The following is a 26,769-nucleotide window of genomic DNA, read 5'->3' as shown; positions in this document are numbered from 1 at the left end:
GGACGAGCATCGGGCGGGCGACTGACGAAGCGTGACGGGGCGTGGGACCTCACTTCCCGGAAGCGTCGGCGGGGAGCACGGAGATCTCCATCGTCCGCTCGTTGTCCAACAGGTTCACCACCGCGCGGACCTGCTCACCGGGCTCCAGCTTGCGCAGCGCGATGTTCTGCCCATCCCGCAGCACGCGCGTCCGCGGGTCCACCTGCAACGTCAACGGCGGCCCCTCTCCCACGGCGATGGCCACCTGGTTCTCCCCCACCGAACGGACCACGCCCGTGTAGACGGCATCCACCACGGCCGTCCCCGGCGACGTGGGCACATCCGAGCCCGCGGGAGGCACGTCACTGACGACACCCGCCGCGCCCGTGCCGCCCGTGCCCTGCTGCGGCGGGGCCACGTCCTGCCGTGGACGCACCACCCGCGCGCCAGAGCCCCCCACGCCTGTGAGCTGCCCGCGAAGCTGCGTCACCTCCTGACGAAGCTGCGTCAGCTCGGCGCGGAGCTGGTCCACCTCGCGCTGGAGGGCGTCGGTGTTCGAGGTCGACGGGGCCTGCTCCGCCGGCTGCCCTGTCTGGGCGGGGACCTGTCGTGTGTTCTGTGCCGATGCGGTCCCGCCGCACAGCAGCAGCGACAGTCCCGCGATGCCCAACATCCATCCGCTCGCCTTGCGCAGCATGAGACACAGGCCCCCTTTCCGCTCCGCATCAAAGGTGGGGCTTGCCGGGTAACGGACAACCACCGGCCCGGCCGTGACGTGCTGGCAAGGCAGGCAAGGCGGCAGGGGCCCGGCTGCTCCGGGGAGGCGCGTCCGGTGTGAAGCGCGGTGAGCCTGGGAGCGGCGCGAGGCCTCGCGGAAATTCTTCGCGGCGGCGCTGAAACTCCTGGCGGCCTCGCGTCACTCCTGGGGCGCCGGGCCCACGAAGGCCTGGCCCGGTGTGGAGCGCGGCGGACCGCGGCGCCACCGGTGTCTCGTCTCGAGGAGAAACACCATGCTCAAGCAGTCTGGCTGGGCCGTGGGCCTGTCGATGGGGCTCGCGTTGGGATTCGTGGGCGGTTGCGCGTCGGGGACGGAGGATTCGGCCGCGGGGTCGGCGCAGGGCGCGAAGGTCGCCGTCAACGCGGCGGCGCCCACGGCCCCCCGCCCGCGGCCGCCCATCTCGCCCACCGTCTACAAGGTGCCGGTGGTGAACTCGCCTGTCGCGGGGGCGGAGGACGCGCTCGTCACGCTGGTGGAGTTCTCTGATTACGAGTGCCCGTTCTGCGCTCGCGGCAACACCACGGTGAAGCAGCTCCAGGAGCGCTATGGGGACCGGCTGCGCGTGGTGATGAAGCACCACCCGTTGGCCATGCATCCCCGCGCGCGCCCCGCGGCGTTGGCGGCGCTGGCGGCGGGTGAGCAGGGCAAGTTCTGGGAGATGCACGAGGTGCTCTTCGCCAACGCGAGGGCCCTGGGTGAAGACGACCTGGAGCGCCACGCTCGCGGCGTGGGCCTGGACATCGCGCGGTGGAACCGCGACCGCGCCGACCCGCGTCTGGCCGAGCGTGTCCAACAGGATGAGGCGCTGGCGCTGAAGCTGGGGGCCACCGGCACGCCGGCGTTCTTCGTCAACGGCCGCTTCATCAGTGGCGCGCAGCCACTGGAGGTTTTCTCCAGCGTGGTGGACGAGGAGCTGGCCAAGGCGGAGGCCCTGGTGAAGACGGGCGTCCGTCCTGCGGAGGTGTATGCGCGCACCATCGCGGCCGGGAAGGAAGAGGCGGTGTCCGCGGCCTCGGCGCAGAAGGAGCTTCCGACGCAGCAGGTGGAGGTGGGCAACGCGCCTTCGAGGGGCGCCGCGGACGCACCGGTGACGGTGGTGGCCTTCTCCGACTTCGAGTGCCCCTTCTGCGCTCGCGCCGTGCCCACGTTGAAGGCGCTGGAGCAGGAGTACGCGGGCAAGATTCGGGTGGCCTTCAAGCACCAGCCGCTGGCGCAGCACCCCAACGCGCAGCCCGCGGCGGCGGCCTCGATGGCGGCGCACGAACAGGGCAAGTTCTGGGAGTTCCACGACCTGCTCTTCGCCAACCAGCGCAAGCTGGACCGGGCCTCCCTGGAGACGTACGCGAAGGAACTGGGCCTGGACATGAACCGCTTCAAGGCCTCGCTGGATTCGCGCAAGCATGACGCGCACATCACCGCGGACGCGTCCGAGGCCATGCGCGTGGGCGCCACCGGCACGCCGACGTTCTTCATCAACGGCCGCCCGGTGGTGGGCGCACGGCCCATCGACCAGTTCCGCAACATCATCAACGACGAGTTGCGGAAGGCCGGGAAGTAGGCGCAGCCCCAGCGTGGCCCCCACACCGAGGGAGGACTCCCTCGGTGTGCCGAGTCCCGCGGAGCCCTGACTGGCACGGCAGTGGGCTCACGGACTCGCGGCCGAGACCTCTTCCGGCGGCTGCTTCTTCAAGAGCCCCACGTTGGTCCGCTCCCGCGCGTTGATGTTGAAATCCAACGTGCCCGCTGGCGTGACGAGCGAATGCTTTCCCGGCGAGAGCCCCGCCACGGTGAAGCGTCCATCTTCGCCACTGCGATGCCAGACGCCGTACCACATGCCATCGACCACGATGACTTCACTTCTGTTCGAGTAATAGTCGTCGTCGACTTCCAACTGGCCGACCACCGCACCTGTCTCTTCCAACCGGATGTCGGCGGACACCCTCTCGCCCACGCGGCCCCTGACCGTGATCTTGCCGGCCCGGCCGTCATCGAGCCACGCGTAGACCTCGCGCTCACCCACCATCGGACGAATGACGAACTCCGCGCCCTCGAAGCGATGGTGCGAATGGATGCGCGGCACATTCCCACAACGCCCGATGTACATGGGCGCTTCGGTCGAAACCCGAATGCCGCCCTTCACCGGCGTCCCATCCGGCAGGAAGACGCGTCCAGCGAGTTCGAAGCGATTGGCCTCGACGTCCTCATCCCTGGGCGACGGCGGCCCTCTGGGAATGACTCCGGAAGTGCGGTCGTACACGAAGGGAAACCGGAACGTCGCGGCGACCCCTGGCGTCAACACCACCGGCATCCCGCCCCCCGCCCAGCCCCAACCGATGTATCCATGCGCGCCAGCGCGCTGAGAACCCGCCTCGGATGCCCCCGTCCAGGAGCCGTCCGGCTGACGGCGCAGCGCTCCCGACAGGGAGACCGACCTCACATCGGCGTCCCTGTCCCCCTCCGCGATGTCCAGATGCACCGTCACCGGCGCGAAGCCCGCGAGCTGGATGTCCAGCCGCGCCACCGCCCCCACCGTGACCTCGTCCTGAACCTCCCGGACGTTGCCGGGCCCCTCGGGAGCGAAGGGCGTCACCCGGACATACCCCGGCGACACTCCATCCAACCGGTAGCGACCCTCCGCGTCCGTCACCGCCTGGGTCGGCATCACTGTCATGCGGCCATTCATGGCCGTGCCCATCGCCATCAGCCGAACGCCCGCCGCGGGCAGCCCGTCGTGCTGACGGACCTGTCCCTCGACGACCGCCCCCGGCGGCAACCGCAGCTCCACGGAGAGCTCGCCACCCGCGACGACCCCGACTTCGGCCTCACATTCCTCCGCATGGCCCGCGCCACGGGCACAGACGGCGAACAGCCCGCCCTGCGCCTCCGTGAACAGCGCCACGCCCTCCGCGTTCGTGAACGCGGCCTCCAGCGGCTGCGCGAGGTCCGCCTTTCCTCGCAGGAGCGCGACCATCGCGCCCGCCAGCGGAGCACCGCTGCTCGCGGAGAGGACACGCACGCGAATCTGCTCCGCCCGGCCATCCGCCGCGGGCGGCGGCAACGGGAGCGGCGGCAGCGAGGGCAGCCTCACGAGCTCCGGCGTCAGGATCTCGATGAGCTCCGGGTGCGCCAGCTCCTCGGCGCGCCACATGCCCAGGCTCCCGAGCACCGTCGCCATGGCACCCAGGCCCATGCCCCAGCGAAACCCGTGCTTCATCGACCCGCCCCCAAGTTCCCGACGTGGAACCTGGAGGCTATCACTCCCAGTCCGGCTGGCGCACTCCGGGGCCGACTAGTTGCCGTACCCGGCGCTCTGCACGTCGATGAGGCGGCCGTTCTCGAATGTCACCACCTGAATCAAGCGGCGCGTCCCGAAGTTGTACGTCCACTCCTCGTACTCGCGGGAGACGGACCGCCGCTCCGTCGTGACGCCCCCCGTATTCGGATTGGGCGTCACCGAGCCCGCCGAGTCCGTCACCGTGCGGAAGCCCTTCGCCTCCGGCTCTCCGCACTTCGCGAGCACCTCTGACTTGAGCGCACCATCCGACACGAGCGCCCGGCCACAGCGAAGCGAAGCCGCATCCGCCGCCATCGGGGCTCCCGCCATGGCCAGAGCAATTGTCAGTCCCAACGCGCGCATTGATTGTCTCCTCTCGGTCCAGGTGGATTCCCTACAATACCCGCAAGCCGGGAAGGCGTTACGCGTAGGGATTGTAAAACTTCGCGAACGTCGCCTTGGCGAAATCACCAAACGTCATGCCGGGCTGGAAGGCGCCCACCTTCTGCTCCACGGGGTCCGCGCCCTCGGGAGCCCGCAGGTGCTGGTCATTGTCCGGCTGCATGAACACCGCGAAGGTGGAGCGCGAGATGTTGCGGCTCGCCGGGTGCGCCAGGGCCTGCACCGCGTGCGGCGTGGAGCGCAGCAGCCCGCCGGTGACAATCTGCGAGCTCTCGCCAATCTGGAACGCGAGGCTGTCCTTCGGGATGACGACCTTGCGCTCCTCGCCATTCCGCGTGCGCACGTAGAGCCCCGCCTCCGGGTCAGGCACCGGGATGTCCTTGCGCGCGGGCTCCACCGCGCCGGGCTCGGCCTCGAAGTACATGGCCGGGCAGAGCGCCGTGAGCGAGCCGTGGTCGCTGTGCCAGCCACACCACGAATCCCGCGTGCGCGGCGTCGCGTCCTCGTTGATGGCGAAGTAGTAGAGCAGCCGCGCCTTGCACGCGCGCGACTCGCGAATCGTCTTCGCCAGCGCCGCGTCCGGCGACAAGCGGTCGCCCAGCTTGGATTGCACGTAGGTGTCGCACTGCCCTGCGACCAGCACGCCCACGTCCACCATGCGCTGCCCCAGCGCCATGAACGCGGGCCGCAGCTCCGGGAAGTCCGCCTCCGGCCACACGTTGGGGTGGTAGTTCTCCGGGTGCTTCTCGATGAGCGCCGCGTCGGTGTGCGGCACGTCGTACTGGGGGTTGTTGTAGTACGAGCCCTTGAACTCATCGAACTGGCCGGGACGCAGCAGCTCCTTGCCGTGGCTCCAACCGAACGAGTAGCTGCTGCGCTCGTGGACGTAGCGGTCCTTCACCTCGGTGGGCAGCGCCGCGAACCGGAAGCCCAGGGGCAGCAGGTTGTCGCGCAGCTCGGCCAGCCCGGGGATGCCCCGGACGACCAGGAGGCCAATGCCGTCATGCCCGTACGCGCGCTCGATGGCGGCGCTCAGGTCCGCGCCCGCCGCGAGCCGCGCATAGTCGAGGACCACCACTCCGTCTTTCGTTTCCACCACGTCGCTGCTCATCCCAGGTGCCTCGTGTCTTCTCCCCACGGTGCCACACCGGCAGTCGCGCCGGGCAGGGTGTGCACAGGCCACCCGTGACAAGGGAGACGGGGACATACTGCCCGGTTTGGGCGCATGCCCGCCACCTGCGTCTCTCGGAGGTGGCCGGAAAGCCCCTGCTCCCGCACCGGGCCCGGACACCTCGTCCTCGAGGGCAGTCGCGCGCGGAGGCAGCCAGGCACCACATGGACGGGCGTATTCCCTCTCACCAGGAGAACCCCGCGATGGAAAGCACCCTGTACACCGGAGAGGTCCGGACCGTCGGAGAGAGCATGGCGCGCAGCACCACCGACGCGGGCCCCTTCAAGATATTCATGGACGAGCCCGTGGAGCTGGGCGGCAGGAATGGCGCGCCCAGCCCGCTCGACTTCATCCTCGCCGCGCACGCGGGCTGCCTGAACTACATGACCTTCTTCATCGCCCGCGAGCTGGGCATCCCCGTGACGCGCACGGACATCACCGTCCGGGGCTCGCTGGACCCGGCGACGTTCGCCGGCCAGGGCGGCGGCGCGCGCGCGGGCTACCAGGCCCTGGAGGTCACCCTGCTCGTCCACACCCCGGCGAACGCGGATCAGCTCGCCCTGCTCAAACGCGAGGTGGAGGCCCGCTGTCCGGTGAGCGACAACCTCGCCCGGGCCACCCCGGTGCACCTCACGCTGAAGGCCGCTACGGCGCAGACGTGAGCGGCTGCGGCGCAATCAGGGGCGCGGCGCGTCCGGGCCGGGGGACCAGGAAGAGCAGGCGGCCCTTCTGCTTCATCATCCCCGCGGCCAGCTCCGCCTGGGGCCCCGCGCCCCAGAAGACGTCCACGCGACCCGCGCCCTTGATGGCGCCGCCCGTGTCCTGGTTGAGCACGAAGCGCGCCAGCGGCTTCCACTGCACCGAACCGTCAGCCATGCGCACGGGGCGCTCGGTGTGGATGAAGGCCAGGCCGCCCTTGGGGAACAGCCGCGCGTCCGTCGCGATGGAGCGCCCCGCCGTCACCGGCCGCCCGAGCGAGCCCACCGACGCGGTGTTCAGGAAGCGGAAGAACACATAGGACTCGTTGTGCTCGAGCACCCGCGTGCGCTGCTGGGGGTTCGCCGCCAACCACGCGCGCAGCGCCTGCATGGACATCTCCTCCTTGGGGATGGCGCCCTCCTGGATGAGCAGCGAGCCGATGCTCCGGTACGGGCGCCCGTTGGACGCGGCGTAACCCAAGCGGCGCCGCGTCCCGTCCGGCAACTGCAGGGAGCCGCTGCCCTGCACCTCCAGGAAGAAGAGCGCCACCGGGTCCTTCGCCCACGCCAGCTCCAGCTTCCGCCCGTCGAGCCGCCCACCGCGGATGTCGCCGCGCGACCAGTACGGCACCACCTTGCGCCCATCGAGCCGGCCGAAGACGCGCTCCGCCTTGAAGCGCTCCGCGAAGGGCTCCAGCGGCACTTCAATCAAGTCGGACGGGGCCGCGTGGATGGGCACGGTGTACTCGGCCGTCCGCGTCAGGCTCGCCTCGATGGTGGGCTCGTAGTAGCCGGTGAAGAGCACCTGGCCGTCCTCGCCGCCCGCGGCCTCCAGGGGCTCGAAGTCCTCCAGGACCACGGCCCAGAGCTGCTCCGGCGTGAGGTTCGACTGGAGCCGCGCGTGCAGCCGCTCCAGGGCGGTCCGCAGCTCCGCGAGGGTGACCTGCCGCGCGCCGTAGATGAAGCGTGTGTCGGAGGGGCGGCTCCGCAGCCAGACGAGGCTCTCCGCGACGGCGGTGCGCAGGGACTCGACGTCGCCGTCGTCGCGCGGCTCCATCTTGCGGGCCAGTCCGAGGAGCGCGTCCTCGGGCCGGGTGACGGGTGCGCGAGTGGGGCTGGGACAGGCCGAGGCGAAGAGCCCCAGCGCCGACAGCAGGAGGATTCGGAGGTGCCGCAGGTCCATGTGGCCCTCTACCTATCGCACCTGCCCGGGTGAGCGAATGGGGAGCACCACACCGGGCACGCGGGTGGGAGCAAGCGGGCGGGCACCGCCTCTCCACGGGCGCCCCATCAGACGGGAGCCACGCCCCCCGGAGCCACCAGCTCCCTGGGCGGGAAGATGGCCTGGGCCGCGCCAGAGACCAGCGGCGAGGCGTCGTCCTGCAACCGCGCCAGCCGGACCAATCGCTCGGGCGTCCAGCCTCGTCCCGGCGCCGCGTCGCGCACCAGGCACCAGACGGCCACGCGCCGCGCCTCGGCGCTCGGGCTCACGGAGAGCCGGGCCTCCACGGCCTCCAGGTCGCCCTCGGGCAACGTGCCCACCACGTCGCGACAGGCCTCCAGCGCGTCCGCGTGGAGGTGTCCCGTCTCGCCCATGAGGACCCACGTGTCGGCCAGCTCCAGAGGGGGCATCGCCGCAGCGGCGCAGCGGACCCGCAGCGGCGCCAGACGGCTGTCCCGGGAGAGGACCCGCTCGGCCGCGCGCGCCGCCTGCATGTAGCTGGCGCGAGACTTCACGTTGAGCGACAGCAACTGATTCAACGCCGCGCTCAGCGCGCGCCGGTCCTTCACCACCGCGTCCAGCATGCCCTCCAGCCGCTCCAGGTCCCGCTCATTCGAACGATGGAGCAGCGCCTGCATCGCCGCGCGCGCCTCGTCGTCATAAGGCGACGCCAGCCGCGCACCACACGCGGACAGGAAGGTGCGCTCCATGTCCTTCACGGCGAGCCACGCGGCGCGCTGGAGCAGGTCGATGCGCGCTTCCGGCTCCGGCCTCGCCAGCACCCGCCCGAGCAACGCGGACAGCTTGCGGTCGGAGGTCTCGGTGAGCCGGTCCGCCGGAATGTCCCCCAGCCGCGACGCCATGACCCAATCCGGAGCCTCCGCCGCGCGCTCGAGGACGGCCCAGGTGGGCTCGCGCTCCAGGTGGTCCCAGAGCGCGCGCAACATGGCGATGCGCACGTCCCGGTGCAGGTTCAGGCCATCCAGTTCGAGGAGCCGCGCGTAGGCCCCCTCGGAGCGCAGCTCGCCCAACAGCCGCACCACCTCCTTGGCGACGGTGACCTTCGTGAGCGGGACATCCGCCAGCAAGGCCAGCACACGCGAAGGCGGCATGCCGTTGAACGCGCGGCGCAGGCCGTAGATGGCGATGCGCGCGCGCGCATCCTCCAGGCAACGCAGCAGCGTGGGCACGCCCTGCCCCTGGTCACACCGCGCGAGGACTCGAAGGGTCTTCTCCTGCACCACCGGCCGCGCGTCATCCACCCGCGCGCACAGGCCCTCCATCGGCGCCCAGGTCAGGGCCGCGAGCGTCTCGATGCCCCAGATGACCGCTGGCGTGTCCCGCTCCAGGTCCTCCACCAGCCCCTGCACCGCGTGCGAATAGAGGGCGCACTGCTCCGCCGTCCACCGGTAGAAGCCGTGCGGGTCGAACGCCAGCAACCACCCCGTCTTCCCCGTCGCGTAGCGGCCGGTGATGACCGGCGCGCTCAGGAAGGGCGACAGGAGGTCCTGCCGACGGCGGTGCAGGTACGTGTGCACGACCGGGAAGCAGATGACGCTGGCATCGGTCTCCAACAACGCCGGCAACAGCCGCTCGAACGCCTCGCGCGACCGCAACCGGAGCGCCATCAAGGCCCCGTGGGACTCCTTGTTCAGACGCAGCGCCACGCGCTCCAGTCCGGCGACGAGCTCGGGATGCAGCGGCTGGTCCGCGGCCTCCGAGTTGGCCAGCGCGACGATTTCGGAGTGCCATCCCCGGTCGAAGAAGCGCCGCACCGTGGCGGCCACGGTGGACTCGAAGCGGGGATGGTCGTGCTTGGACTGCACCTGGGTCAGCCCCAGCGCCAACGCGGACCAGGTCGTCTCGTCGCGGAAGGACGCGACGAGCTCCGACAGCCCCTCGACCAGGCGCATCCGGTCTCCCAGACTGAAGACCAGATGGAGCAGCGGCCCCCCACGCTCACGCTGGGCCCACGCCTTCGCGATTTTCAGCAGCGGCGCAGCGGCGGCGCGGACCTCATCATCGGTGAGGTGCTCACCCAGGCGGAGGTCGTGCAACCGGCCGCGCTCCTTGAGCAGGGTGGCCAACCATGTCGCGCCCCACTCGGGCGCCTTGGCGAAGGTCCGCAGAAGGAGTCTCTCTGCGAGCTGCGCGGACACGTGCGACAGGTCGGAGGCGTCCAGCGCGTCCCGCAAAATCCGACCCACCGACTCGGTGTGCTCACGACGCCACACGCGCCGGGGCCACTGCACCAGCGCCTTCAACATCGCCGCGCGCACGGGGTCCTGCTCGTTCTTGCGCGCCAGGACCCAGGGCAGGGCCCGGTCCACCAACCCGGGCTCATCCGGGCGCAGTCCGGCGATCGACAGCAGCGAGGCCACCGCCTCGCCACGCACGTTGCCCTCCGGATGGCCAATAAGGGCCTTGAGCGCGGCCTCCGCCTCGTCCCAGGGCAGCAACTGCGCGTAGGCCATGCGCGCCAGCGGCTGCGTGCCCAGGGCGACGACGTCGTGGAGGTGCCGGCGCGCCTCGCGCTCACGCAGGTCCAACGGCAGCGCCTTCAACCGCGGCACGGGGATGATGCCATCGCGGTTCCTCGCGGCGACGCTCCAGCGTGCGTACACCCGCTCCCGGGCGGAGGCATCGGTGATGGACCGCAGCAACGCGCGGCCCCAGTCCGGAGCCACGTCCACCGAAGCGCACCAGGCCTCGACGACGGCGCGGAGTGCCCCAGGCGCCGTGAGCCGGGTCAGCAGCCGCCCAGCCTTGCCCAACGAGTCCGGCGCGCGGCGGACGAGCCACCGGAGCGAGTCCTCACGCAGCCCCGGGGCGGCACGCGCGAACACCTTCGCCGGAATCGTGGCATGCCCGTGCCGCTGGAACAGCGCCACCGCGTCCTCCGGGCGCCGCGCCACGAGGCTGGGCCAGGCACTGGCCTCGGGCTGGATGTGGCGGGAGAGGAGCATCTCGAACAAGGACAGGGCCGCGTCGGGGGCCTGGTCCGCGACGCGTGCCAGATACGCCTCCAGGTAGATGCGAGTGACGGGGTCCGGCTCGCCCTTCACGGCCTGCAGGCGCTCGGTGAACACCTCCGCGAGGATGCCGGGCGCGTGGCGCGCCAGCCGATCCCAGAAACGAATGCTGGGCCGCGACAGCGCCCGCGACAGGTGCTTGCGGGTGCCCTCGGGCGTCGCCAACGGGACGACGTCCGCGAAATCAGACACGCCCTCCTGCAGGGCCAACCAGTCGAGATAGGCATCGATGACGCCCTGCCGCCCCTGGCCCACGAGCCCCTGAAGGAGCCCCTTCTCCCGGCGGACGGCATGCGCCATCTTCAGCGCCTCGAGCGCCTGCGGGTCATCACACGCGAGCGCCACCAGGTGAAAGGCTTGCGACCGAACCCGCGCGGACACGTCCGTGGTGGCCGCGAGTACCTGCCGCCCATCGCGCCAGGTGAATTGGGCCTGAAGCGCGAGCTCCCGCTCGTAGGCATCGCCCTGGGACAGCCCCGCCAACACCTCCCGCGCCGCGGGGTCCGTGGGTGCCAGCCGCCCCAGTTCAATCATCCTGCGGATACGAGCATCCCGGTGGAGGGTGGACAGCTCCGCGCGCAGTTCGGACAGACGGGGGACAAGCATGGCGCGGAGACTGCCCAACCCGCGGAAGGCTGACAAACGCCCATCCTGGATGAGGGTGTATCCCTTTGAAACGACTGACGCCCCGTTTGGCAAGCAACCCGATTCCAGCCCCTGCTGCGTATGCCAATGTGTCCCCGCGGATGGACATGCCCGCGGCGTGCGCCGCGCGCGGACTCGAAACGTGCGTGAGGAAACAGACGAATGGGAGGGACCTCCACTCCAGCGGCACCTGTCCATCCCTCGAACGGAGGGGCACGTCCGGGCCGGTGGAGCCACGGCTGGGGCACCGTGATGACCACGCTGCTCGCGGTGTCGTTCGCGACAGCGCCCCTGGCCGCTGAAGGCCCCGCTCACGCGTCGGACGCCGCCGAACCCGCTCCACCCGAGCCCCCCACGCTGCTGGAGAACTCCCCCGCGAAGCTGCCCGAAGGCTTTCCGCTCACGGAGCCCGTGGTGGTGGAGCTGGAGCTCACGCTCGACGAAGCAGGTGAGGTCACCGACGTGCGCGTCACTCGCGACGACGCGCCCCCCGAACTCCTCCGCGCCGCGCTGCACGCCGCCACGGGCCTGCGCTTCCATCCGGCCATGTCCGGCGGTGTCCCCGTCGCGGTGCGCTTGCCCTTCACCTACCGCTTCGAGCCCGCCGCCCGCGTCGCCATGCTCACCGGCCGCATCCGGGCGAAGGGCACGCGCAAGCCGCTCGCAGGCGCCGTCGTGCGCAGCGGCGAGCACCTCACCGAGGCGGACCCGCAGGGCCTCTTCGAGCTGCCGCTCCCTCCGGGCGAACACACCCTGCTCATCACCTCGCCCGGACACCGGCTGCTCTACCTGAAGGAGACCTTGGAAGCAGACCAACGCCTGGAGGTCGTCTACGCGCTGGAGCCGCTCGTGCTGAACCCCTACGAGACGGTGGTGCGCGGCGACCGCCCGCGGACCGAGGTCTCCCGCATCACCTTGCATGACCAGGAGCTGCGCGAGGTCCCCGGTACCATGGGCGACCCGTTCCGCGTGGTGATGCTGATGCCCGGCGTGACGACGCTGGCCTCCGGCCTCTCCTACCCCGTGGTGCGCGGCGTGCAACCCTCCGCCAGCGCCTTCTACGTGGACGGCGTGCGCGTGCCCTTCCTCTACCACTTGATGGTGGGCGGCGCGGTGGTGCACCCCGACCTCATCGAGACGCTCGACTTCCAGGTCGGCGTCCCCTCCGCGCGCTACGGCGGCCTGCTGGGCGGCGCGGTGGACGCGCACATCAGTCGGCCCCGAGAGGATGGCATCCACGGCAGCGCCTACCTGGACCTCATCCACAGCGGCGTCTTCCTCGAAGTGCCGATGAAGGACACGGGCACCGTGGTCGCCGCCGCCGCGCGAATCAGCTACACGGGCCTTATCGTCACGCGCGTGGCCAACGCCATCACCGCGCCCTCCGCATACGTAGGCAGTGACGGCGGGCAGTACTCCAGCGGTGGAGACCCGGCCATCTACGCGAACTACTGGGACTATCAGGCCCGCGTGGACCAGCGCGTGGGACAGGGCCAGCTCCGGGTGCTCGCCATGGGCAGCTCGGACCGGGTGGGCCTCTCCGCGCGCGCGGCCAATCAGGACTCCGGCGGCGTGGGACTGCGCTTCCACCGACTGGACGTGCGCGGACGTCACCCCTTCGCGGGCGGCGAGGCCGAGCTGGGCCTCACGCTCGGCACCGACAAGCTGGGCATCGACTTCGCCGACGACGGCCGCTACGACGGCGAATACACCCTGCGACAAGGCAACGTGGCGCTGCGCGGAGGCTTCACGCGCGAGCTGTCAGACGCTGTGCGGATGGAGCTCTTCGGACAGCTCGAACGACGCAGCGCCGAAGTGGTGGCGGTGGGCATCTTCCGCCCCGTGGGCCCCGCGGAAGGCCCGGACGCATACGACCGCCCCGACATCCTCGCCACCTTCGCGGGGGTGGGCGCGCAGCTCGCCCTGAAACCCTCCGCGCGGTGGACGCTGGTGCCCGGCGTGCGGCTGGACAGCTACCACGGCTTCGGAAGCCCCACGATGCTCGCGGTGGAGCCGCGGCTCGCGGTGCGCCACGCGCTCACGGACACGCTCACGTTGAAGACGGGCGCGGGCCTCTACCATCAACCCGCCACCGTGCTGCTCCCCGTGCCCGCGGGCGAGATGCTCGCGCTGGACCGGGGACTGCAACGCGCGGTGCAGCTCTCCGCCGGCGCGGAGTGGCGTCCCTTCCCGGAGCTGGAGGTCTCCGCCGAGGCCTACTTCAACCCGCTGCTGCGCACGCTGGAGTTCAACTTCGAGGACGTGCTCAGCAACCTGCGCCGCCGCGGCCTGGAGGCGGAGGACATCCAGGGCAAGGGCCACACCTACGGCGTGGAGCTGATGGTGCGCCGGCCGCTGGGCCGCAACTGGTTCGGCTGGTTCACCTACGGCTTCAACCAGAGCCGGCGCTTCGAGCGCTTCACACGCGTGGGCCCCAACGGCGAGGAGCTGGGCCAGGCCGAAGGCTACCTGCCCTACGTCTTCGAGCAGGCGCACACCGTCAAGGCCGCGCTCAGCTACCGCTTCCCCTACGTCACCGTGGGCGCGGTGGCGAACTTCAACACGGGCCGACCGGAGAGCGGCCAGTTCGGCTACCGCACCATGCGGCCAGGGACGACCGACGACGGCACTCCGGAGTGGCGCCCCGTGAGCCGCGACGCCGTGGACCGCCTTCCGCCCTTCTTCCGGTTGGACGTGCGCGCGTCCCACACCTGGGCGCTCGAGAACTTCGTGCTCGATGTCTACCTGGACGTCTTCAACGTCACCGCGCGCACCGAGGTCATCTCCCGCAAGTTCGGCTTCGAGGAGACCTCCACGGGCGCCGTCGACACGCTGCGCGTGAGCACTCTCGGCGTGCCCGTCATCCTGCCCACGCTGGGCGCGAAGGGGACCTTCTGACCATGTCTCGCCTCACGCCCCTGCTGCCCCTGTGCCTGTCTCTGCTGGCGTGCGCGATGGAGCCAGATGACCCCGTCTTCCTCTCCGGCACCGCGCTGGAGGCGGACGGCACGCCCTGGCGAGGCGGGCCGCTCCTCCTCACCCGGCCCCTGCCCCTTCCGACCTCGCCCACGTCCTCGCCTCGCATGCGCTTCGAGACCTGGGCCGAAGTGACACCCGACGCGGACGGCCTGTTCCTCCACCGCCTCACCGCGCGCGACACCGGCGCGGATGACATCCGGCGCCCCATTCCCTGGGCGGATGACAATGCCTTTCAGCTCCTGCTGCCCCCGCGAGCGGACGGAGGCCGGGACTTCTACGCCTTCGAGCTCCACCGGGACTCGGACGTGCCGCCACTTCGCCAGTGGAGCAGCAACGTCCGGTCCGTCGAAGCAACAGGCGGCGTCCGGCTGGCGTGGGACGCCATGCCCTCCATCGTGGACGTCCCCGAGCCCCACTACTTCGTGGAGGCACGCGGCCCCACGGGGCGCGCGTGGCTCATCCGCACCGCGCAGCAGGAGGAGCCCTGGTTGGGCCCGGAGCTCCTCGAGGACTTCACGGACGGGCACGCCCACGTGCAGGCCTTCTCCGCGGGCGCGCGGGTCTGGGTCCACACCTCGCTCTACTTCTTCGCCGTCCACGACGCGCCGCCCTTCCGGTTGCCTGTCGAGGGACGTGTGCCCATCAGCCGCGGCGTGGACTGCCGGGGTGGCACGCGCATCGTGAGCCCCTGCCCCTTCACGGATGGACGGCTCGAAGCCGTCAACGTGCCCGGGCCTCCGCAAGCGCTGGCCACGGAGCTCACGCTCGTCCTGCCCCAGCCCGCGCGGCCTCGGCAGGTCGTCATCCGAGGCGCCAGCGTGGTGGGCCCTCCCGGACAGGTCTTCCACGTGGAGGGCTCGGTGGACGGAAGCGACTGGCGGCTGCTGGCGAAGAGCGCCGTGCTGCCCGACCCGACCTCCGGCCCCTATCTGGACGAGACGAACTCGGACTCGGGCGGCCAGGAGTACTACGTGCGGTTGGAGCTGCCGGTGAACGTGCCCGAGGTCCGCGAGGTGCGCGTGTGGTTCGGCGTGCCGACACCCGGAGGCGGACCTCCGGGCTTCAAGCAGAGCATCCGGACGCTCCGGGAGGTGTCCCTCTTCACCGCGCCCTGACGCCGCTCAGTTTCCCTGCGTGGGCACGATGAAGCGCCCATCCGGGCCCAGGCGCAGCCGCGTGACGTAGCGCTGCTGGATGTCCAGGTAGAGGTCCTTCCCGTTGGGGAAGAGCTTCACCGACGGCACCATCAAGTGGTGCTGCGGCGGCGTGCCCAGGGCCGCCCAGGCGCGCCGGCCATCCGAACCCACCACCACCCAGTTGGCGCTCTTGGCCAGGGAGTCCTCGGTCGGGACCGTCTTCATCAGGAAGATGATGTGCTTGCCGTCCTGCGCCGCCCACGTGTCCACCAGCGAGGCCTTCCCTTCCATCCCACCCAGGTGCCAGGAGCTCACGATGCAGTGGCCACCCTCGTGAGGACGGGCCAGCGTGACGAGCGTCGCGTCGGAGAGTTCGCCCTTCTCACTCAGGTAGCGATGAATCAGCAGCTCCAGGGGGCCGCTGGCGAGCGTGAAGGGCTTGTGGACCTCCCTCTGCAGGAGAGGCTTCTCGAGCGACGGCGCCAGCAAGTCCACGTTCACATGCCACGTCCGCGCCTCGCGCCCCGTGTAGGACTTGTCCTCCAGCGCGGGCTCGTCCGCGATGTCGTCCGGACACGCCTTCCCCGAAGGCGCCACGGGGGCCGCCTTGGAGCGGACTCCTGGCAGGTCCAGCTCGATGGGGCCGCCCGAATCAGCCCGCGCGCCGCGCGCCGGCGAAGACGCGGCACAGCCCGACAGACAGCCCAAGAGCAGCGAGCCCCAGCCCAACCACTTCATGTTCATGAAAGACAGCCCCCTCGACGCAACAGGTGCGGGCCGTCAGCATGCCATGCCCTCGCGCGGGCTCCAGAGACTCCGCGCGAGGGACGAGGCGAGGTGCAACAGACTCAGATGAAGTAGTCGGGGAGCAGCTCCGCGCCGGGCACCAACTGGTACTTGTCGAAGTCCGTCACGCCCACGCCGCGCAGCACTTCCTCGTCGATGCAGAAGTTGCCGGTGAACTCGCGGCTGGGCTTGGTGAGGATGGCGTAGGCCGCGTCCGCCATGATTTCCGACGTCCGGCAGCCACGGATGGTCTCATCACCGCCCAGCAGGTTCTGCACCGCCGCGGTGGCGATGACGGTGCGCGGCCAGATGGCGTTCACCGCGATGCCGTCCGAGCGCAGCTCCTCCGCCATGCCCAGCACGCACATGCTCATGCCGAACTTCGCCATGGTGTACGCGACGTGGGGCGCGAACCAGCGCGCCTCCATGTTGAGCGGCGGCGAGTTGTTGAGGATGTGCGGGTTGCTGGCCTTCTTCAGGTACGGGATGCACGCCTGCGAACACGCATACGTGCCGCGCGTGTTGATGCCGTGCATCAGGTCGAAGCGCTTCATCGGCGTCTCGAGCGTGCCCGTGAGGCTGATGGCGCTGGCGTTGTTCACCAGGATGTCGATGCCGCCAAAGGTCTCCACGGCCTTCGCCACGGCGGCGGCGATCTGCTGCTCGTCCCGGATGTCGACGACACAGGGCAGCGCCTTGCCGCCCGCCTTCTCGATTTCCTCGGCGGCCGTGTAGATGGTGCCGGGGAGCTTGGGGTGCGGCTCCGTCGTCTTGGCGGCGATGATGATGTTCGCGCCATCCCGCGCGGCGCGAAGGGCAATGGCCTTGCCGATGCCACGGCTGGCACCGGAGATGAACAGCGTCTTTCCGTGGAGATTGGACATGGGGCGCTGTCCTATCACGAACCCGACGAGGTCTCCCGAGAGGAGCGCTCCTGGCCCGGCGCGTCGTGAGCACCTCGCCGGGCCGTCACGTCACGGCGTCTCTTCGGAGAAGGCGCGGTCGATGAGCACCTGCATCGGCGCGTGCGCCGGCAGCGTGCCAAACGTCTGGCCATGCGCGCCGCCCAGGCGCGACTCGCAGAAGGCATCCGACACGGCGGTGTTCCCCGCGCGAATCAGCAGCGACGCCTGAAGCGCCAGCGCCAATCCCTCCACCAACGAGCGCGCGCGCGCCTCCAGCGAGTCCGTGTTGGCCAACTCCTTGCCCAACCGCGCGGTGGCCTCGTCGTAAGCGCGGTGCCCGCCCTGTGCGGCGAGCAGCTCGGCGAAGAGCGCCTCCCGGCTGGCCGGCTCACGCGACGCCGCGCGCAGCACGTCCAGGCACTGGATGTTGCCGCTGCCCTCCCAGATGGAGTTGAGCGGGGCCTGACGGTAGAGGCGCGGCAGGTTGGTCTCCTCCACGTAGCCCGCGCCGCCCAGGCACTCCTGCGCCTCGTTGACGAAGACCGGCGTGCGCTTGCACACCCAATACTTCCCCACCGCCGTGGCGATGCGGCAGAACGCGGCCTCCTTCTCGTCCCGAGGCGTCGCGTCCACGGCGCGGGAGACGCGCGCGGTGAGCGCGACATGGGCCTCCAGCTCCAGCGACAGGTCCGCCAGCACGTTGCGCATCAGCGGCTGGTCGATGAGCTTCTTTCCAAACGTCACGCGGTGCCGCGTGTGGTGGATGGCCTGCACCAGCGCCTGCCGCATCTGCCCGCTGGAGCCAATCATGCAGTCCTGCCGCGTCAGCGCGACCATCTCCAGGATGGTGGGGACACCGCGCCCCTCCGGGCCCACCATCACCGCGTAGGCGCCGTGCAGCTCCACCTCGGAGCTGGCGTTGCTCCAGTCGCCCAGCTTGTCCTTCAGTCGCTGCACACGGATGGCGTTGAGCTCGCCGTCCGGCGTGAAGCGCGGCATCAGGAAGCACGACAGCCCGCCCTCGGCGTTCGCCAGCACCAGGAAGGCGTCGCTCATGGGCGCGGAGAAGAACCACTTGTGGCCCACCAGCGCGTAGGGCTGCCCCGGACCCCGGCCTTCACCCAGACGGTGCGCCTTGGTGGTGTTGGTGCGCACGTCGGAGCCGCCCTGCTTCTCCGTCATGCCCATGCCCAGCGTGGCGCCGGACTTCTGCGCGGCGGGGATGAAGCGGCTGTCGTAGGCCGCGGAACTGACGCGCGGCAGCCACTCCAGCGCCAGCTCCGGCTGGTGACGCAGCGCGGGCACCGAGGCGTACGTCATCGTGAGCGGACAGCTCGTGCCCTGGTCCGCCTGGTTGTGCAGGTAGAAGAGCGCCATGCGCGCCACGTGGGCGCCGGGCTTGTCCTCGTTGCGCCAGGCGAAGCCGGACACGCCGTGGGCCATGCCCAGCTCCATCAGCCGGTGGTACGCGGGATGGAACTCCACCTCGTCGCGGCGGTTGCCATAGCGGTCGAAGGGCCGGAACTTCGGCTTGTTCTCATTGGCGAGGAACGCCAACTGCTGCATCTCGCCGCCCGCCAGGATGCCGTACTTCGCCAGCTCGGCCTCCGCCCAACCGCCGCCCTCGCGGGCCACGGCCTCGCGGAGCACGGTGTCCGTCTTCCACGCGTCGTACACCAACGGCGGAGGTTGGTTCGTGACCTCGTGCGTGAGGAAGCCGGCGGCGATGGCATTGCGTTCAGTCATGGTGAAGGTCCTCCTGGGAAACAGTGCCCTTGAATTACCGTGAACAGGCTCGGCAGGCCACCGCCACGCGGCCCTCGGACGCGCCGGGTCAACGCTTCTTCGCCTGCTCCAACTCCTCGACCAACAGCTCCGACACCTTCCGAACACGCGGGATGTCGAGCGCGGACTTCGCGCACACCAGGTGCAGCGGCAGGGTCGCGTAGGGCCCCAGGTCGATGTCGAGCGGCACGAGGCGCCGCTCGCGCACGAAGCGGTGCCGCAGGTCCGCCAGCACCATGGCCCCCACGCCGGCCTCGGCCGCCGCCAGCAGCACCAGGTAGTTGTCCGCCGTGAACACCGGAGAGAAGCCGGGGATGATGGACTCCAGTTGGGGATTGGGTGGCGTCATGTCGAACGGCGGCGCCCAGGCCACCCACGGGAGCTGCTGGAGCGTGGGCCGCTTCGGCAGCCTCGCCTTGAGCGACTTCGCGACGAAGACGGCGTTGCGAACATCCAGCGAATACACGCGCTTCAAGTCAGCGTTCGTCGGGGCCTTGGCTCGCAGCGCGAGGTCCGCCTCGCCGCGCCCCAGGTCCAGGTATTGAATCCCGGAGAGAACCTCCAGCCGCAGGCCCTCGAACTTCCTCGACACGGCCCCAGCGAAGGGCGCGAGGAAGTCGAAGCTCATGTACGGCGAGGCCGTCACCCGCACCAGCCCGCGAGGCGACGTGTCCGACGACTCCGCCGCGCGGTGCAGCTCCCCCGCCCACTCCGCCATCTTCTTCGCCGGCATCACCAGCCGTTCGCCCGCCACCGTCAGCACCGCGCCGTCCACGCCCCGGCGGAACAGCGCGGCGCCCACCGCGTACTCCAGCGCCGCCAGCCTCCGGCTCACCGTGGGCTGCCCGATGCGAAGCTGCCGCGCCGCCCCGCTGAAGCTGCCCGTCTCCGCGATGGCCAGGAACAGCCGCGCGTCATCCCAGGAGATATCCATGAATGCATGACCTCATGCCGGAATGGCCATTTCCCATTCATTCTCGCATCGCTACGTTGCGCTTGTCTCGACGTGAAGGAGCCCCACCCATGCGGACCCGTTCTTCCATTGCCCTCTCGCTCGCCGCGGTGCTCGGAGGCGCCCTGGCCCTCACCGGCTGCGCCGTCACCTCGCATGGGGTGCAGCCCTCCGCGCTCGGCGTGGCGCGGCCGTCCTCGGAGCTGCTGCCCCTGCTGAGCCAGCCGGGCCCGGTGGAACTGGAGACGGTCGTCTCCTGCGACTGGTCCGTGGATCGCGGCGGCCTCATCAACCTGGACCACCCCACCGCGAAGACCGCGGGCCTGGACGACAGCGCCGAGCCCATCCAGGTCTTCTTCCATGCCATCCGCCATCCGGAGAAGGGCCTCTTCATCGTGGACACCGGCGTGGAGACGGCGATGCGCGACGCGCCGGAGAAGGCCGCGATGCGAGGCCTCATCGCCAGCGCCATGGACATGGAGAAGATGACGGTGCACGCGCCGCTGGGCGAGTGGCTCGCGAAGCAGCCGCAGCCCCTGTCGGGCGTGTTCCTCACGCACCTGCACCCGGACCACATCACCGGCATGGCGGACGTGCCCGCGGGCACGCCCGTCTACACGGGGCCGGGCGAGGCCAGGGACCGCGCCTTCGTGAACATGGTCGTCCAGGGCAACAGCGACCGCGCCCTGGCCGGCAAGCCGCCGCTGTCCGAGTGGACCTACGCCCGCGAGGACGCCGGCCTCTTCGACGGCGCGGTGGACATCTTCGGTGACGGCTCCGTGTGGGCGCTCTGGCTGCCCGGCCACACGCCCGGCACCACCGCGTACCTGGTGCGCTCCACGAAGGGCCCGGTGCTGCTCGCGGGCGACATCAGCCACACGCGCTGGGGCTGGGAGCACGACGTGGAGCCAGGCTCCTTCAACAACGACGGGGACCGCGCGACGGTGAGCTTCAAGCGGCTGCGCGCGTTCGCCCAGGCGCACCCGGAGGTCGAGGTGCGCCTGGGTCACCAGCACTGAGGCGCGAAGGCCTCAGTTCCGGGTGTGCTGCCGGAAGAAGTCCCACATGAGGGAGGTGGCGTCCGGCCCGGACGGGTCCGCGAAGGGATAGCGCGAATCCCCACCGGGCCACGCGTGGTCCATGCCCTGGATTTCGATGTGCCGCGCCACCAGCGAGCCGCCGTAGACGTAGTCGTCCACGGTGTAGCTGCGCCCGCCCGGCACGCTCGCCCGCGTCGTCTGGGTGGCCACCGGACGGATGCTGTCGTTGGCCACGCCGTCATCCCCGTAGTCACTGGTCTGCAGGAACTGCCGCGTCGCCTGCCGGCCATTGACGATGTCGACCACGCTGTCCCGCGTCCCGTGCACCACGAGCACCGGCATCGTGTGACGCGGGCGGCCCGAGCACACCCACGCGTCCCGGCCCCGGTCATCCGGGTGGTAGATGCTGCCGAAGAGCATCGCGAAGCCCGTGCCGGAAATCGTGGTGGCGGCCTTGTACATGGCCCCCGCGCCAATCATCCCCGCGGCGAACACGTCCGAGTAACACGCCAGCAGCGTGCCCGTGAGCACCGCGCCGGAGCTGACACCGCCCACGTAGATGCGGCGCGCGTCCACCGCGTAGTGCCGGCGGACCTGCTCCACCATGCCCACGATGAGCGCGGGCTCACCGTGGCCACGCGTCTGGTTGAGCACCAGCATGAAGTTCCAACACTGGGTGGGGTTCGCGAACGTCGCCTGGTTCGGATACAGCACCAGGAACTTCTCGGCGTCCGCCTTCTCATTGAGGCGCGTGAGGCCGGCGAACTGGCTCGGGTTCTGGAAACAGCCGTGCAGCGCCACCACCAACGGCAGCGGCGAGTCCGCCTGGTAGCCCGTGGGCACCCAGAGCTGGAAGCCTCGCGTCCCTTCGATGCCATGGACCCAGGTGCCCGCGCGGGCGGGGGCCGCGGCGGTGAGCGTGAGGACAGCGAGCAGCAACAACCACGTGCGTAAGCACGCGACAGCGTTCCGCTTCATTGGCTGACTCCTTCGGGGTGGGGGAACCGCGCTCAGCCCGGCTGCCGCGCATCCTCCGCGGCGTCCTCGACTCCGGCCAGGAAGGCCTCCACGGCCTCGGCGACCTTCTCGGGCTGGTCATGCGGTGACGCATGGCCGGAGTCACTCAACACCTGGAGCCTCGCATTGGGCAGCAGGTCCACGTAGGCCTGCTTCGCGGCCACGGGCGTGTAGTCACGGTCCGACGCGAGCACCAGCACCGGGCAGGTGATGCCCCCCAGCCGGTCCATGACGCTCCACCCCAACAGCCCCTTCGTCGCGCGCAGGTAGGCGTCCGGGTCGTTGGCGCCGAAAATCTCCACCGCGCGCTGGCGCAGCGCCTCCTGCTCTGGCTTGGGGAACAACTTGGGCGCCAGCACCTTGGCCAGCGCCGAGGGCCCCAGCAGCTTCAGCAGTGTCAGGCGCAGCCCGAACTCGAACTTGCGGCGCAGCGTGCGCGCCACCAGCTCCGGGCCGCTGTTGACGATGACCAGGCTGCGCACCAGCTCCGGCCGATCCGCCGCGAGCTGGAACGCCATCATGCCGCCCATGGACAGGCCCACCACGTGGACGCGCGTCAGACCCAGCGCGTCACACAGGCCGGCGATGTCCCGAGCGAAGCGGGGCACCCCATACTCGCCCGGCGGCTTCCCGCTGCGCCCATGCCCCCGCGCATCGGGGATGATGACGCGGTGTCGGGCCGTCAGTCTGGGTGCCACGGACTCCCAGTCACGGCCCGTGGAGCCAAGCCCATGGAGCAGCAGCACGGGAGTGCCTTCACCCAACACATCGAAGTAGAGGGAGAGCTCCTCGAACTGGAGCAACGGCATGTCCGGACCCCAGATTCAGGTAAGGAAGCGTGTCGAACCGCAGGCCCCAAGCTACATGAACGAACGTTCGTTTATCAAGAGTATCTCATGAGTACGCCCCCCCGCTCCCGCCTGCGCGCCACGGACGCCCGCCTTCCCCTCACGACGGCGGCGCCGCCCGAGGGGACCCGTCGGCGCATCCTGGAGACGGCCCTCCAGCTCTTCGCGAGCCGCGGCTATCACGACACGTCCATCCGGGACCTCGCCACCGCCCTGGAGCTGCGGCCCAGCGCGCTGTACGCCCACTTCGCGGCCAAGGACCACGTGCTCGCGGAGCTGGTGCGCATTGGTCACGAGGCCCACTTCGAGGCGCTGGAGACGGCGTTCCGCGACGCGCAGCCCACGCCCGTGGCCCAGGTGCGCGCGTTGGTCCATGCCCACACGCGCGTCCACGCGGAGCACCCGCAGCTCGCCATGGTGGTGAACGAGGAGTTCTACGCGTTGAGCCAGGAGCTGGCCGCGCCCGCCCAGGTGCTGCGGGACAGGGCCAACGCCATGTTGATGGACGCCATCCTGCGCGGCCAGGCCCAGGGGCAGTTCGCGCCGCTCCATCCCGCCATCACCGCCGCGGCGATTGTCGGCATGGGCTCGCGAATCCCCCACTGGTTCGAGCCCGGCGGCCCCATCGAAGTGGAGGCGTTGGCGAACACCCACGCAGAGCTCGCGCTGCGGATGCTGGGCCACGCCTCCAGCACGTGAGGCCGCCTGGGGCTAGCGTATCTGTCTGCGGCCGGACGCCACCTGGAACGCGTAGACCGCCAGTGAGGCGATGCCGACCAGGAGGACGACCCACAGCAGTCCGCCCACGACGGCGCGAGTCACGGTGAGCACGACCCAGAGCGTGAGCAACGCCAGGCCCACGTAGAGCAGCCCCTTCATCGATGGCCTCCTTCACACAGGAATGAGCCCTGAAGGTAGGGATGCCCCGGCCGCATGGCAGCGCTGGACGGCCCGGTTGGCCGCTCGCTTTGAATTTTCCAGGAGGGGCCCCGTCAGAAGGCGCATCCACGCAGCGAACGAGGCCGGCTCGCTCCCCTGGACACACTCCCCATGACGACTCGCATGATTTGGAAGTTCACGGCGCTCTCCCTCGCTCTCTCCGCTCCCGCCTTCGCCGCGGACTGGCGCAACGACGGCAACTTCCGGCGCAAGGAGGTCAAGAGCACCGAGGAGCTCGAGCAGGCCCAGGAGGACCGGGGCTTCACTTTGGGCCTGCGCGGCGGCTACGCCCTTCCCCTGGGTGACTCCACGGGCACCCGGAGCGGCGACAACTTCAAGATGAGTGACGCGTACAAGGGCGCCATCCCCTTGCAGGTGGACGTGGGTTACTTCTTCAACTCGAACGTCTACCTGGGCGCCTACTTCCAATATGCGCCCGTGCTGCTGCCCGATAACGCAGCGTGCTCCGAGACGGGGGTGAGCTGCAGCTCGGACCAGATGCGCTTCGGCATCAACGCGTCCTACCACTTCCGCGCGGGTGAGAAGTTCATGCCCTGGCTGGGCCTGGGCATCGGCTACGAGATGATCAACACGAAGGTCTCCGCGCGCGAGGGAGACATCGAGTCCATCATCGGCGTCGGCGCCCGCGGCATCGAGTTCGCTTCCATCCAGGCCGGCGCCGACTACCGCATCAACGACACGTTCTCCATCGGGCCCTATGTGTCGCTCGCGGCGGGCGTCTACCAGACGGCGACCTCCAGCATCGAGATGAAGAACGTCCCCATCCTGGGTGACGCTTCGGAGTCGTCCTCGGAGAGCATCGACAACAAGGCGGTCCACGCCTGGCTGTCGGGGGGCCTCCGGATGCAGGTCCGCTTCTGATTCACGCCCGCGGCGCTGACAAAGCTTCGCCAGCGCCGCGCCCCACCCGCCTCAATCCAGCAGGTGCGGGTTGCGCAGGATGAGCAACCCCGCCTGCACGGTGGCGGCGTAGTCGTTGAGATGCCCAGCGTCGATGAGCGCGGTGGCATCACGGCTGCCGCCCGCGGCGAGCGCCGCCTCCACCTTCTTGCTGCCCTGGTTGTACGCGGCGAGCGCCAGCCGCCAGTCACCGAACCGCGCGTGAAGGTCCGACAGCAGCGCGGCGGCGGCCTGCGTTTCGCGCGCCACGTCCAGCCGCTCGTCACGCGCGTCACTCACCTCCAGCCCGTAGCGCCGCGCCGTCTCCGGGATGAACATCCACACGCCCGCGCCGCGCATGCCCGGCGCCAGCGAGGGCCGGCCATCCGTCTCCGGCATGTTCGTCGCCGCGGACTCGACGACGGCCACCGCCAGGAGCCCCTCGGGCAGCCCCTTGGCGCGCAGCGGCCCCGCGAGCGCCGCGCGATGCGTCGCCAGGTTCTCCAGCGCGCGCTTCATGAACGCGCGCCCCTTCTCCGTGCCCGTGAGCGCATTGAGCCGCGCCACCACGTGCGCATCCACCACCACCGGCAAGTCGCCCTCCGGCTGACTCGTCCGCGCCAGGGATTGCGCTTCCACCAGCGTCACCGCGCGGCCCTTCGCCACGCCTTGAGACAACGCCGCGAGCGGCGCGAGGACGAGACACAGCGCGGCCAAGAGCGTGGTGACACCCTGGGCACGGGCAGGACGAGGCTGAAACAGCATCTGGATTCTCCTTGTGGTGGGGTGAGCCATGCCGGTGGCACCGGCGGGAAGTGAGGAATGGGAAGGAACCGCCAAGGCCGCCTGGAGCAGGCAGCGCGCATAGGCCTGCGGCTGGACACGCCCGGTGGCCACGAGCGCCTCGTCACAAGCCAACTCCTGAAGTGACACCCACCAGCGGGACAGGCCATGCGCGGCCGGGTGCCAGAAGAACGCGCTGGTGAGCGCGAGCCGCGCGAAGGCCCAATGCGTGTCGCGCTGCCGGTGGTGCTGCAGCTCATGCAACACCGTGAGCCGCAGACCCTCCGCGTCCTCCAGCAACGCGGGAGGCACCACCACCCACGCGGATGCCCGGTGCCACCCGCGCGGAAACCACGCGGAGAACGCCGGCATGCCGTCTTCGCCCAGCACCACGGCGATGCGCCCCACGCTTCGCACGCGCGGCAGCGCCTCCAACTGGCGCAGCAGCCTCCGATGCCGGACGAGCGCGCGCACCGTGACAGCCACGCCCCCCAGCAGCAGCGTCAGCGCGGCGGCCGGCAGCACCGGTGGCAGGGACGGCAGGGCCCGAGAGACTCGCGCCGATGGCGCCACCGGCTGCGTCTCCACCAGGGGCCCGGGCAGTCGTCCCGCGTGACGCGCCACCGAGCGCTCGAAGGAGAAGCGCGGCCCCGCGGGCATCACCGTGTGCACGGCCGCCGCCAACAACGGAAGCACCAGCGAGAGCACCAGCACGCCGCGTCCCACCTTCAGGGCCTGCCGCGCCGACAGGGGGCGCCCGATTCGAGCCAGGGCCGCCAACGACAGCCACGCCAACGGCGGCGCCACGGCGAGCAGCAACGCCCACGTCAGATACAGCGACGCGAACTCACGCAGCACGGCGCTCACGGCTTGCGCCCCTTCGCCTCGAGCAGCTTGCGCAACTGGTCCACGTCCGACGAGGACAGGGGCACCGCCTCCACCAACCGGGCCACCAACGCGGAAGGCGTTCCGTCGAAGACGGTCTCCACCAGGTGACGCACGCTCTGCGCCTCGTAGGCGTCACGCGGCAACACCGCTGAATACAGGTGACCTCGCCCCTGCTTGCGGCTGCGCACCACGCCCTTCTGCTCCAGGATGCGCAGCACCGTGGAGACCGACGTGTACGCCAGCGCGCGCTCCGGCGGCAGCGCGGTGAGCACATCCGCCACGGCCACCTCCCCCAGGCGCCAGACGATGTGCATCAACTCCAGCTCCACCGGCGTCAGCGGCCGGGCAGCCTCTTCGACTTCGGGCACGGGCTTGCGAGTCACGAGCGAACCTCCGTGACGAGCAACCTACTAAGAGCTTAGTTCCAAATCAACTAACGACTTAGTTGTCGCATGAGCTGGCTTGAAACATGAGTCATCAAAGACTCGCTAAAATCGCTCAACGTGTATTCCCGACTGAATTTGACAATTTCGTGAAACATTGGGTTACTCAGCTTCCAGGCTGAACTGAATTGTCCGGTCTGGGTGAATCACAACCCACCTCACGACAA

At 70.1% G+C, this 26,769-nt stretch carries 22 protein-coding genes; 7 read left to right on the top strand and 15 right to left on the bottom strand.

Features of this window, described 5'->3' with window-relative positions; translation table 11 throughout:
• Positions 1–49: 49 nt before the first annotated feature.
• Positions 50–676 carry a coiled-coil domain-containing protein gene (locus A176_RS35085; protein WP_002639984.1) on the bottom strand — a complete coding sequence of 209 codons (627 nt, stop codon included), beginning with the start codon at positions 674–676 and terminating at the stop codon, positions 50–52.
• A 313-nt stretch (positions 677–989) separates the two neighbouring features.
• On the opposite strand from A176_RS35085, the gene A176_RS35080 reads away from it, so the two are divergent.
• The gene (locus A176_RS35080; protein ID WP_002639982.1) at positions 990–2,315 is read left to right on the top strand and encodes a DsbA family protein; all 1,326 of its coding nucleotides are present in this window, start codon (positions 990–992) and stop codon (positions 2,313–2,315) included.
• 87 nt (positions 2,316–2,402) lie between these two features.
• On the opposite strand, the gene A176_RS35075 is transcribed toward A176_RS35080, so the two are convergent.
• From A176_RS35075 to A176_RS35065, 3 genes are all read right to left on the bottom strand, one after another.
• A complete protein-coding gene (locus A176_RS35075) occupies positions 2,403–3,971 on the bottom strand; it encodes a carboxypeptidase-like regulatory domain-containing protein (protein ID WP_002639981.1) in 1,569 nt (522 codons plus the stop codon).
• Between the two features lie 75 nt (positions 3,972–4,046).
• Positions 4,047–4,394, bottom strand: coding sequence for a DUF2845 domain-containing protein (locus tag A176_RS35070; RefSeq protein ID WP_021781235.1), 348 nt, complete (start codon positions 4,392–4,394; stop codon positions 4,047–4,049).
• A gap of 58 nt (positions 4,395–4,452) precedes the next feature.
• Positions 4,453–5,544: a 2-oxoglutarate and iron-dependent oxygenase domain-containing protein gene (locus tag A176_RS35065; RefSeq protein ID WP_002639979.1), complete on the bottom strand. Its 1,092-nt coding sequence runs from the start codon at positions 5,542–5,544 to the stop codon at positions 4,453–4,455.
• Positions 5,545–5,807: 263 nt separating this feature from the next.
• Between A176_RS35065 and A176_RS35060 the strand changes: the two genes are divergently transcribed.
• A complete protein-coding gene (locus tag A176_RS35060; protein WP_002639978.1) occupies positions 5,808–6,266 on the top strand; it encodes an OsmC family protein in 459 nt (152 codons plus the stop codon).
• On the opposite strand, the gene mltA is transcribed toward A176_RS35060, so the two are convergent.
• On the bottom strand, positions 6,250–7,485 hold the full coding sequence (mltA, locus tag A176_RS35055) for a murein transglycosylase A (RefSeq protein ID WP_002639977.1): 1,236 nt from the start codon (positions 7,483–7,485) through the stop codon (positions 6,250–6,252). The genes A176_RS35060 and mltA overlap by 17 nt on opposite strands.
• Before the next feature lie 107 nt (positions 7,486–7,592).
• Complete coding sequence (locus tag A176_RS35050; RefSeq protein WP_021781236.1) at positions 7,593–11,162, bottom strand: hypothetical protein; 3,570 nt, start codon at positions 11,160–11,162, stop codon at positions 7,593–7,595.
• A 291-nt stretch (positions 11,163–11,453) separates the two neighbouring features.
• Between A176_RS35050 and A176_RS35045 the strand changes: the two genes are divergently transcribed.
• Both A176_RS35045 and A176_RS35040 read left to right on the top strand, forming a co-directional pair.
• A complete protein-coding gene (locus tag A176_RS35045) occupies positions 11,454–14,099 on the top strand; it encodes a TonB-dependent receptor domain-containing protein (RefSeq protein ID WP_021781237.1) in 2,646 nt (881 codons plus the stop codon).
• A gap of 2 nt (positions 14,100–14,101) precedes the next feature.
• The gene (locus A176_RS35040) at positions 14,102–15,295 is read left to right on the top strand and encodes a hypothetical protein (protein WP_002639974.1); all 1,194 of its coding nucleotides are present in this window, start codon (positions 14,102–14,104) and stop codon (positions 15,293–15,295) included.
• A gap of 6 nt (positions 15,296–15,301) precedes the next feature.
• On the opposite strand, the gene A176_RS35035 is transcribed toward A176_RS35040, so the two are convergent.
• From A176_RS35035 to A176_RS35020, 4 genes are all read right to left on the bottom strand, one after another.
• On the bottom strand, positions 15,302–16,060 hold the full coding sequence (locus A176_RS35035; protein ID WP_002639973.1) for a hypothetical protein: 759 nt from the start codon (positions 16,058–16,060) through the stop codon (positions 15,302–15,304).
• A gap of 104 nt (positions 16,061–16,164) precedes the next feature.
• Positions 16,165–16,986 (bottom strand): SDR family oxidoreductase, encoded by an 822-nt coding sequence (locus A176_RS35030; protein ID WP_002639972.1) that lies wholly within the window; start codon positions 16,984–16,986, stop codon positions 16,165–16,167.
• A gap of 90 nt (positions 16,987–17,076) precedes the next feature.
• The gene (locus A176_RS35025) at positions 17,077–18,753 is read right to left on the bottom strand and encodes an isovaleryl-CoA dehydrogenase (protein ID WP_002639971.1); all 1,677 of its coding nucleotides are present in this window, start codon (positions 18,751–18,753) and stop codon (positions 17,077–17,079) included.
• Between the two features lie 88 nt (positions 18,754–18,841).
• The gene (locus A176_RS35020; RefSeq protein WP_002639970.1) at positions 18,842–19,726 is read right to left on the bottom strand and encodes a LysR family transcriptional regulator; all 885 of its coding nucleotides are present in this window, start codon (positions 19,724–19,726) and stop codon (positions 18,842–18,844) included.
• Between the two features lie 89 nt (positions 19,727–19,815).
• Between A176_RS35020 and A176_RS35015 the strand changes: the two genes are divergently transcribed.
• Entirely contained in the window at positions 19,816–20,763 is a 948-nt protein-coding gene (locus A176_RS35015; protein ID WP_002639969.1) for an MBL fold metallo-hydrolase, read from the top strand.
• Between the two features lie 12 nt (positions 20,764–20,775).
• On the opposite strand, the gene A176_RS35010 is transcribed toward A176_RS35015, so the two are convergent.
• Both A176_RS35010 and A176_RS35005 read right to left on the bottom strand, forming a co-directional pair.
• Positions 20,776–21,762 carry an extracellular catalytic domain type 1 short-chain-length polyhydroxyalkanoate depolymerase gene (locus A176_RS35010; RefSeq protein ID WP_002639968.1) on the bottom strand — a complete coding sequence of 329 codons (987 nt, stop codon included), beginning with the start codon at positions 21,760–21,762 and terminating at the stop codon, positions 20,776–20,778.
• Between the two features lie 32 nt (positions 21,763–21,794).
• Positions 21,795–22,610, bottom strand: coding sequence for an alpha/beta fold hydrolase (locus A176_RS35005; RefSeq protein ID WP_002639967.1), 816 nt, complete (start codon positions 22,608–22,610; stop codon positions 21,795–21,797).
• 87 nt (positions 22,611–22,697) lie between these two features.
• Between A176_RS35005 and A176_RS35000 the strand changes: the two genes are divergently transcribed.
• Positions 22,698–23,348, top strand: coding sequence for a TetR/AcrR family transcriptional regulator (locus tag A176_RS35000; protein ID WP_002639966.1), 651 nt, complete (start codon positions 22,698–22,700; stop codon positions 23,346–23,348).
• A 12-nt stretch (positions 23,349–23,360) separates the two neighbouring features.
• On the opposite strand, the gene A176_RS39490 is transcribed toward A176_RS35000, so the two are convergent.
• Complete coding sequence (locus A176_RS39490) at positions 23,361–23,528, bottom strand: hypothetical protein (protein WP_002639965.1); 168 nt, start codon at positions 23,526–23,528, stop codon at positions 23,361–23,363.
• A 183-nt stretch (positions 23,529–23,711) separates the two neighbouring features.
• Between A176_RS39490 and A176_RS34995 the strand changes: the two genes are divergently transcribed.
• Positions 23,712–24,470 (top strand): outer membrane beta-barrel protein, encoded by a 759-nt coding sequence (locus A176_RS34995; protein ID WP_002639964.1) that lies wholly within the window; start codon positions 23,712–23,714, stop codon positions 24,468–24,470.
• Positions 24,471–24,521: 51 nt separating this feature from the next.
• Here A176_RS34995 and A176_RS34990 read toward each other — a convergent pair whose 3' ends face one another.
• Both A176_RS34990 and A176_RS34985 read right to left on the bottom strand, forming a co-directional pair.
• Entirely contained in the window at positions 24,522–26,138 is a 1,617-nt protein-coding gene (locus A176_RS34990; RefSeq protein ID WP_002639963.1) for a M56 and MltD domain-containing protein, read from the bottom strand.
• Positions 26,135–26,542: a BlaI/MecI/CopY family transcriptional regulator gene (locus A176_RS34985; RefSeq protein ID WP_002639962.1), complete on the bottom strand. Its 408-nt coding sequence runs from the start codon at positions 26,540–26,542 to the stop codon at positions 26,135–26,137. The genes A176_RS34990 and A176_RS34985 overlap by 4 nt, the downstream gene beginning before the upstream one ends.
• Positions 26,543–26,769: the final 227 nt, after the last annotated feature.

Origin of the sequence: Myxococcus hansupus (assembly GCF_000280925.3) — a bacterium.
Lineage (GTDB): Bacteria > Myxococcota > Myxococcia > Myxococcales > Myxococcaceae > Myxococcus > Myxococcus hansupus.
This window is presented reverse-complemented; position numbering and strand designations above follow the sequence as displayed.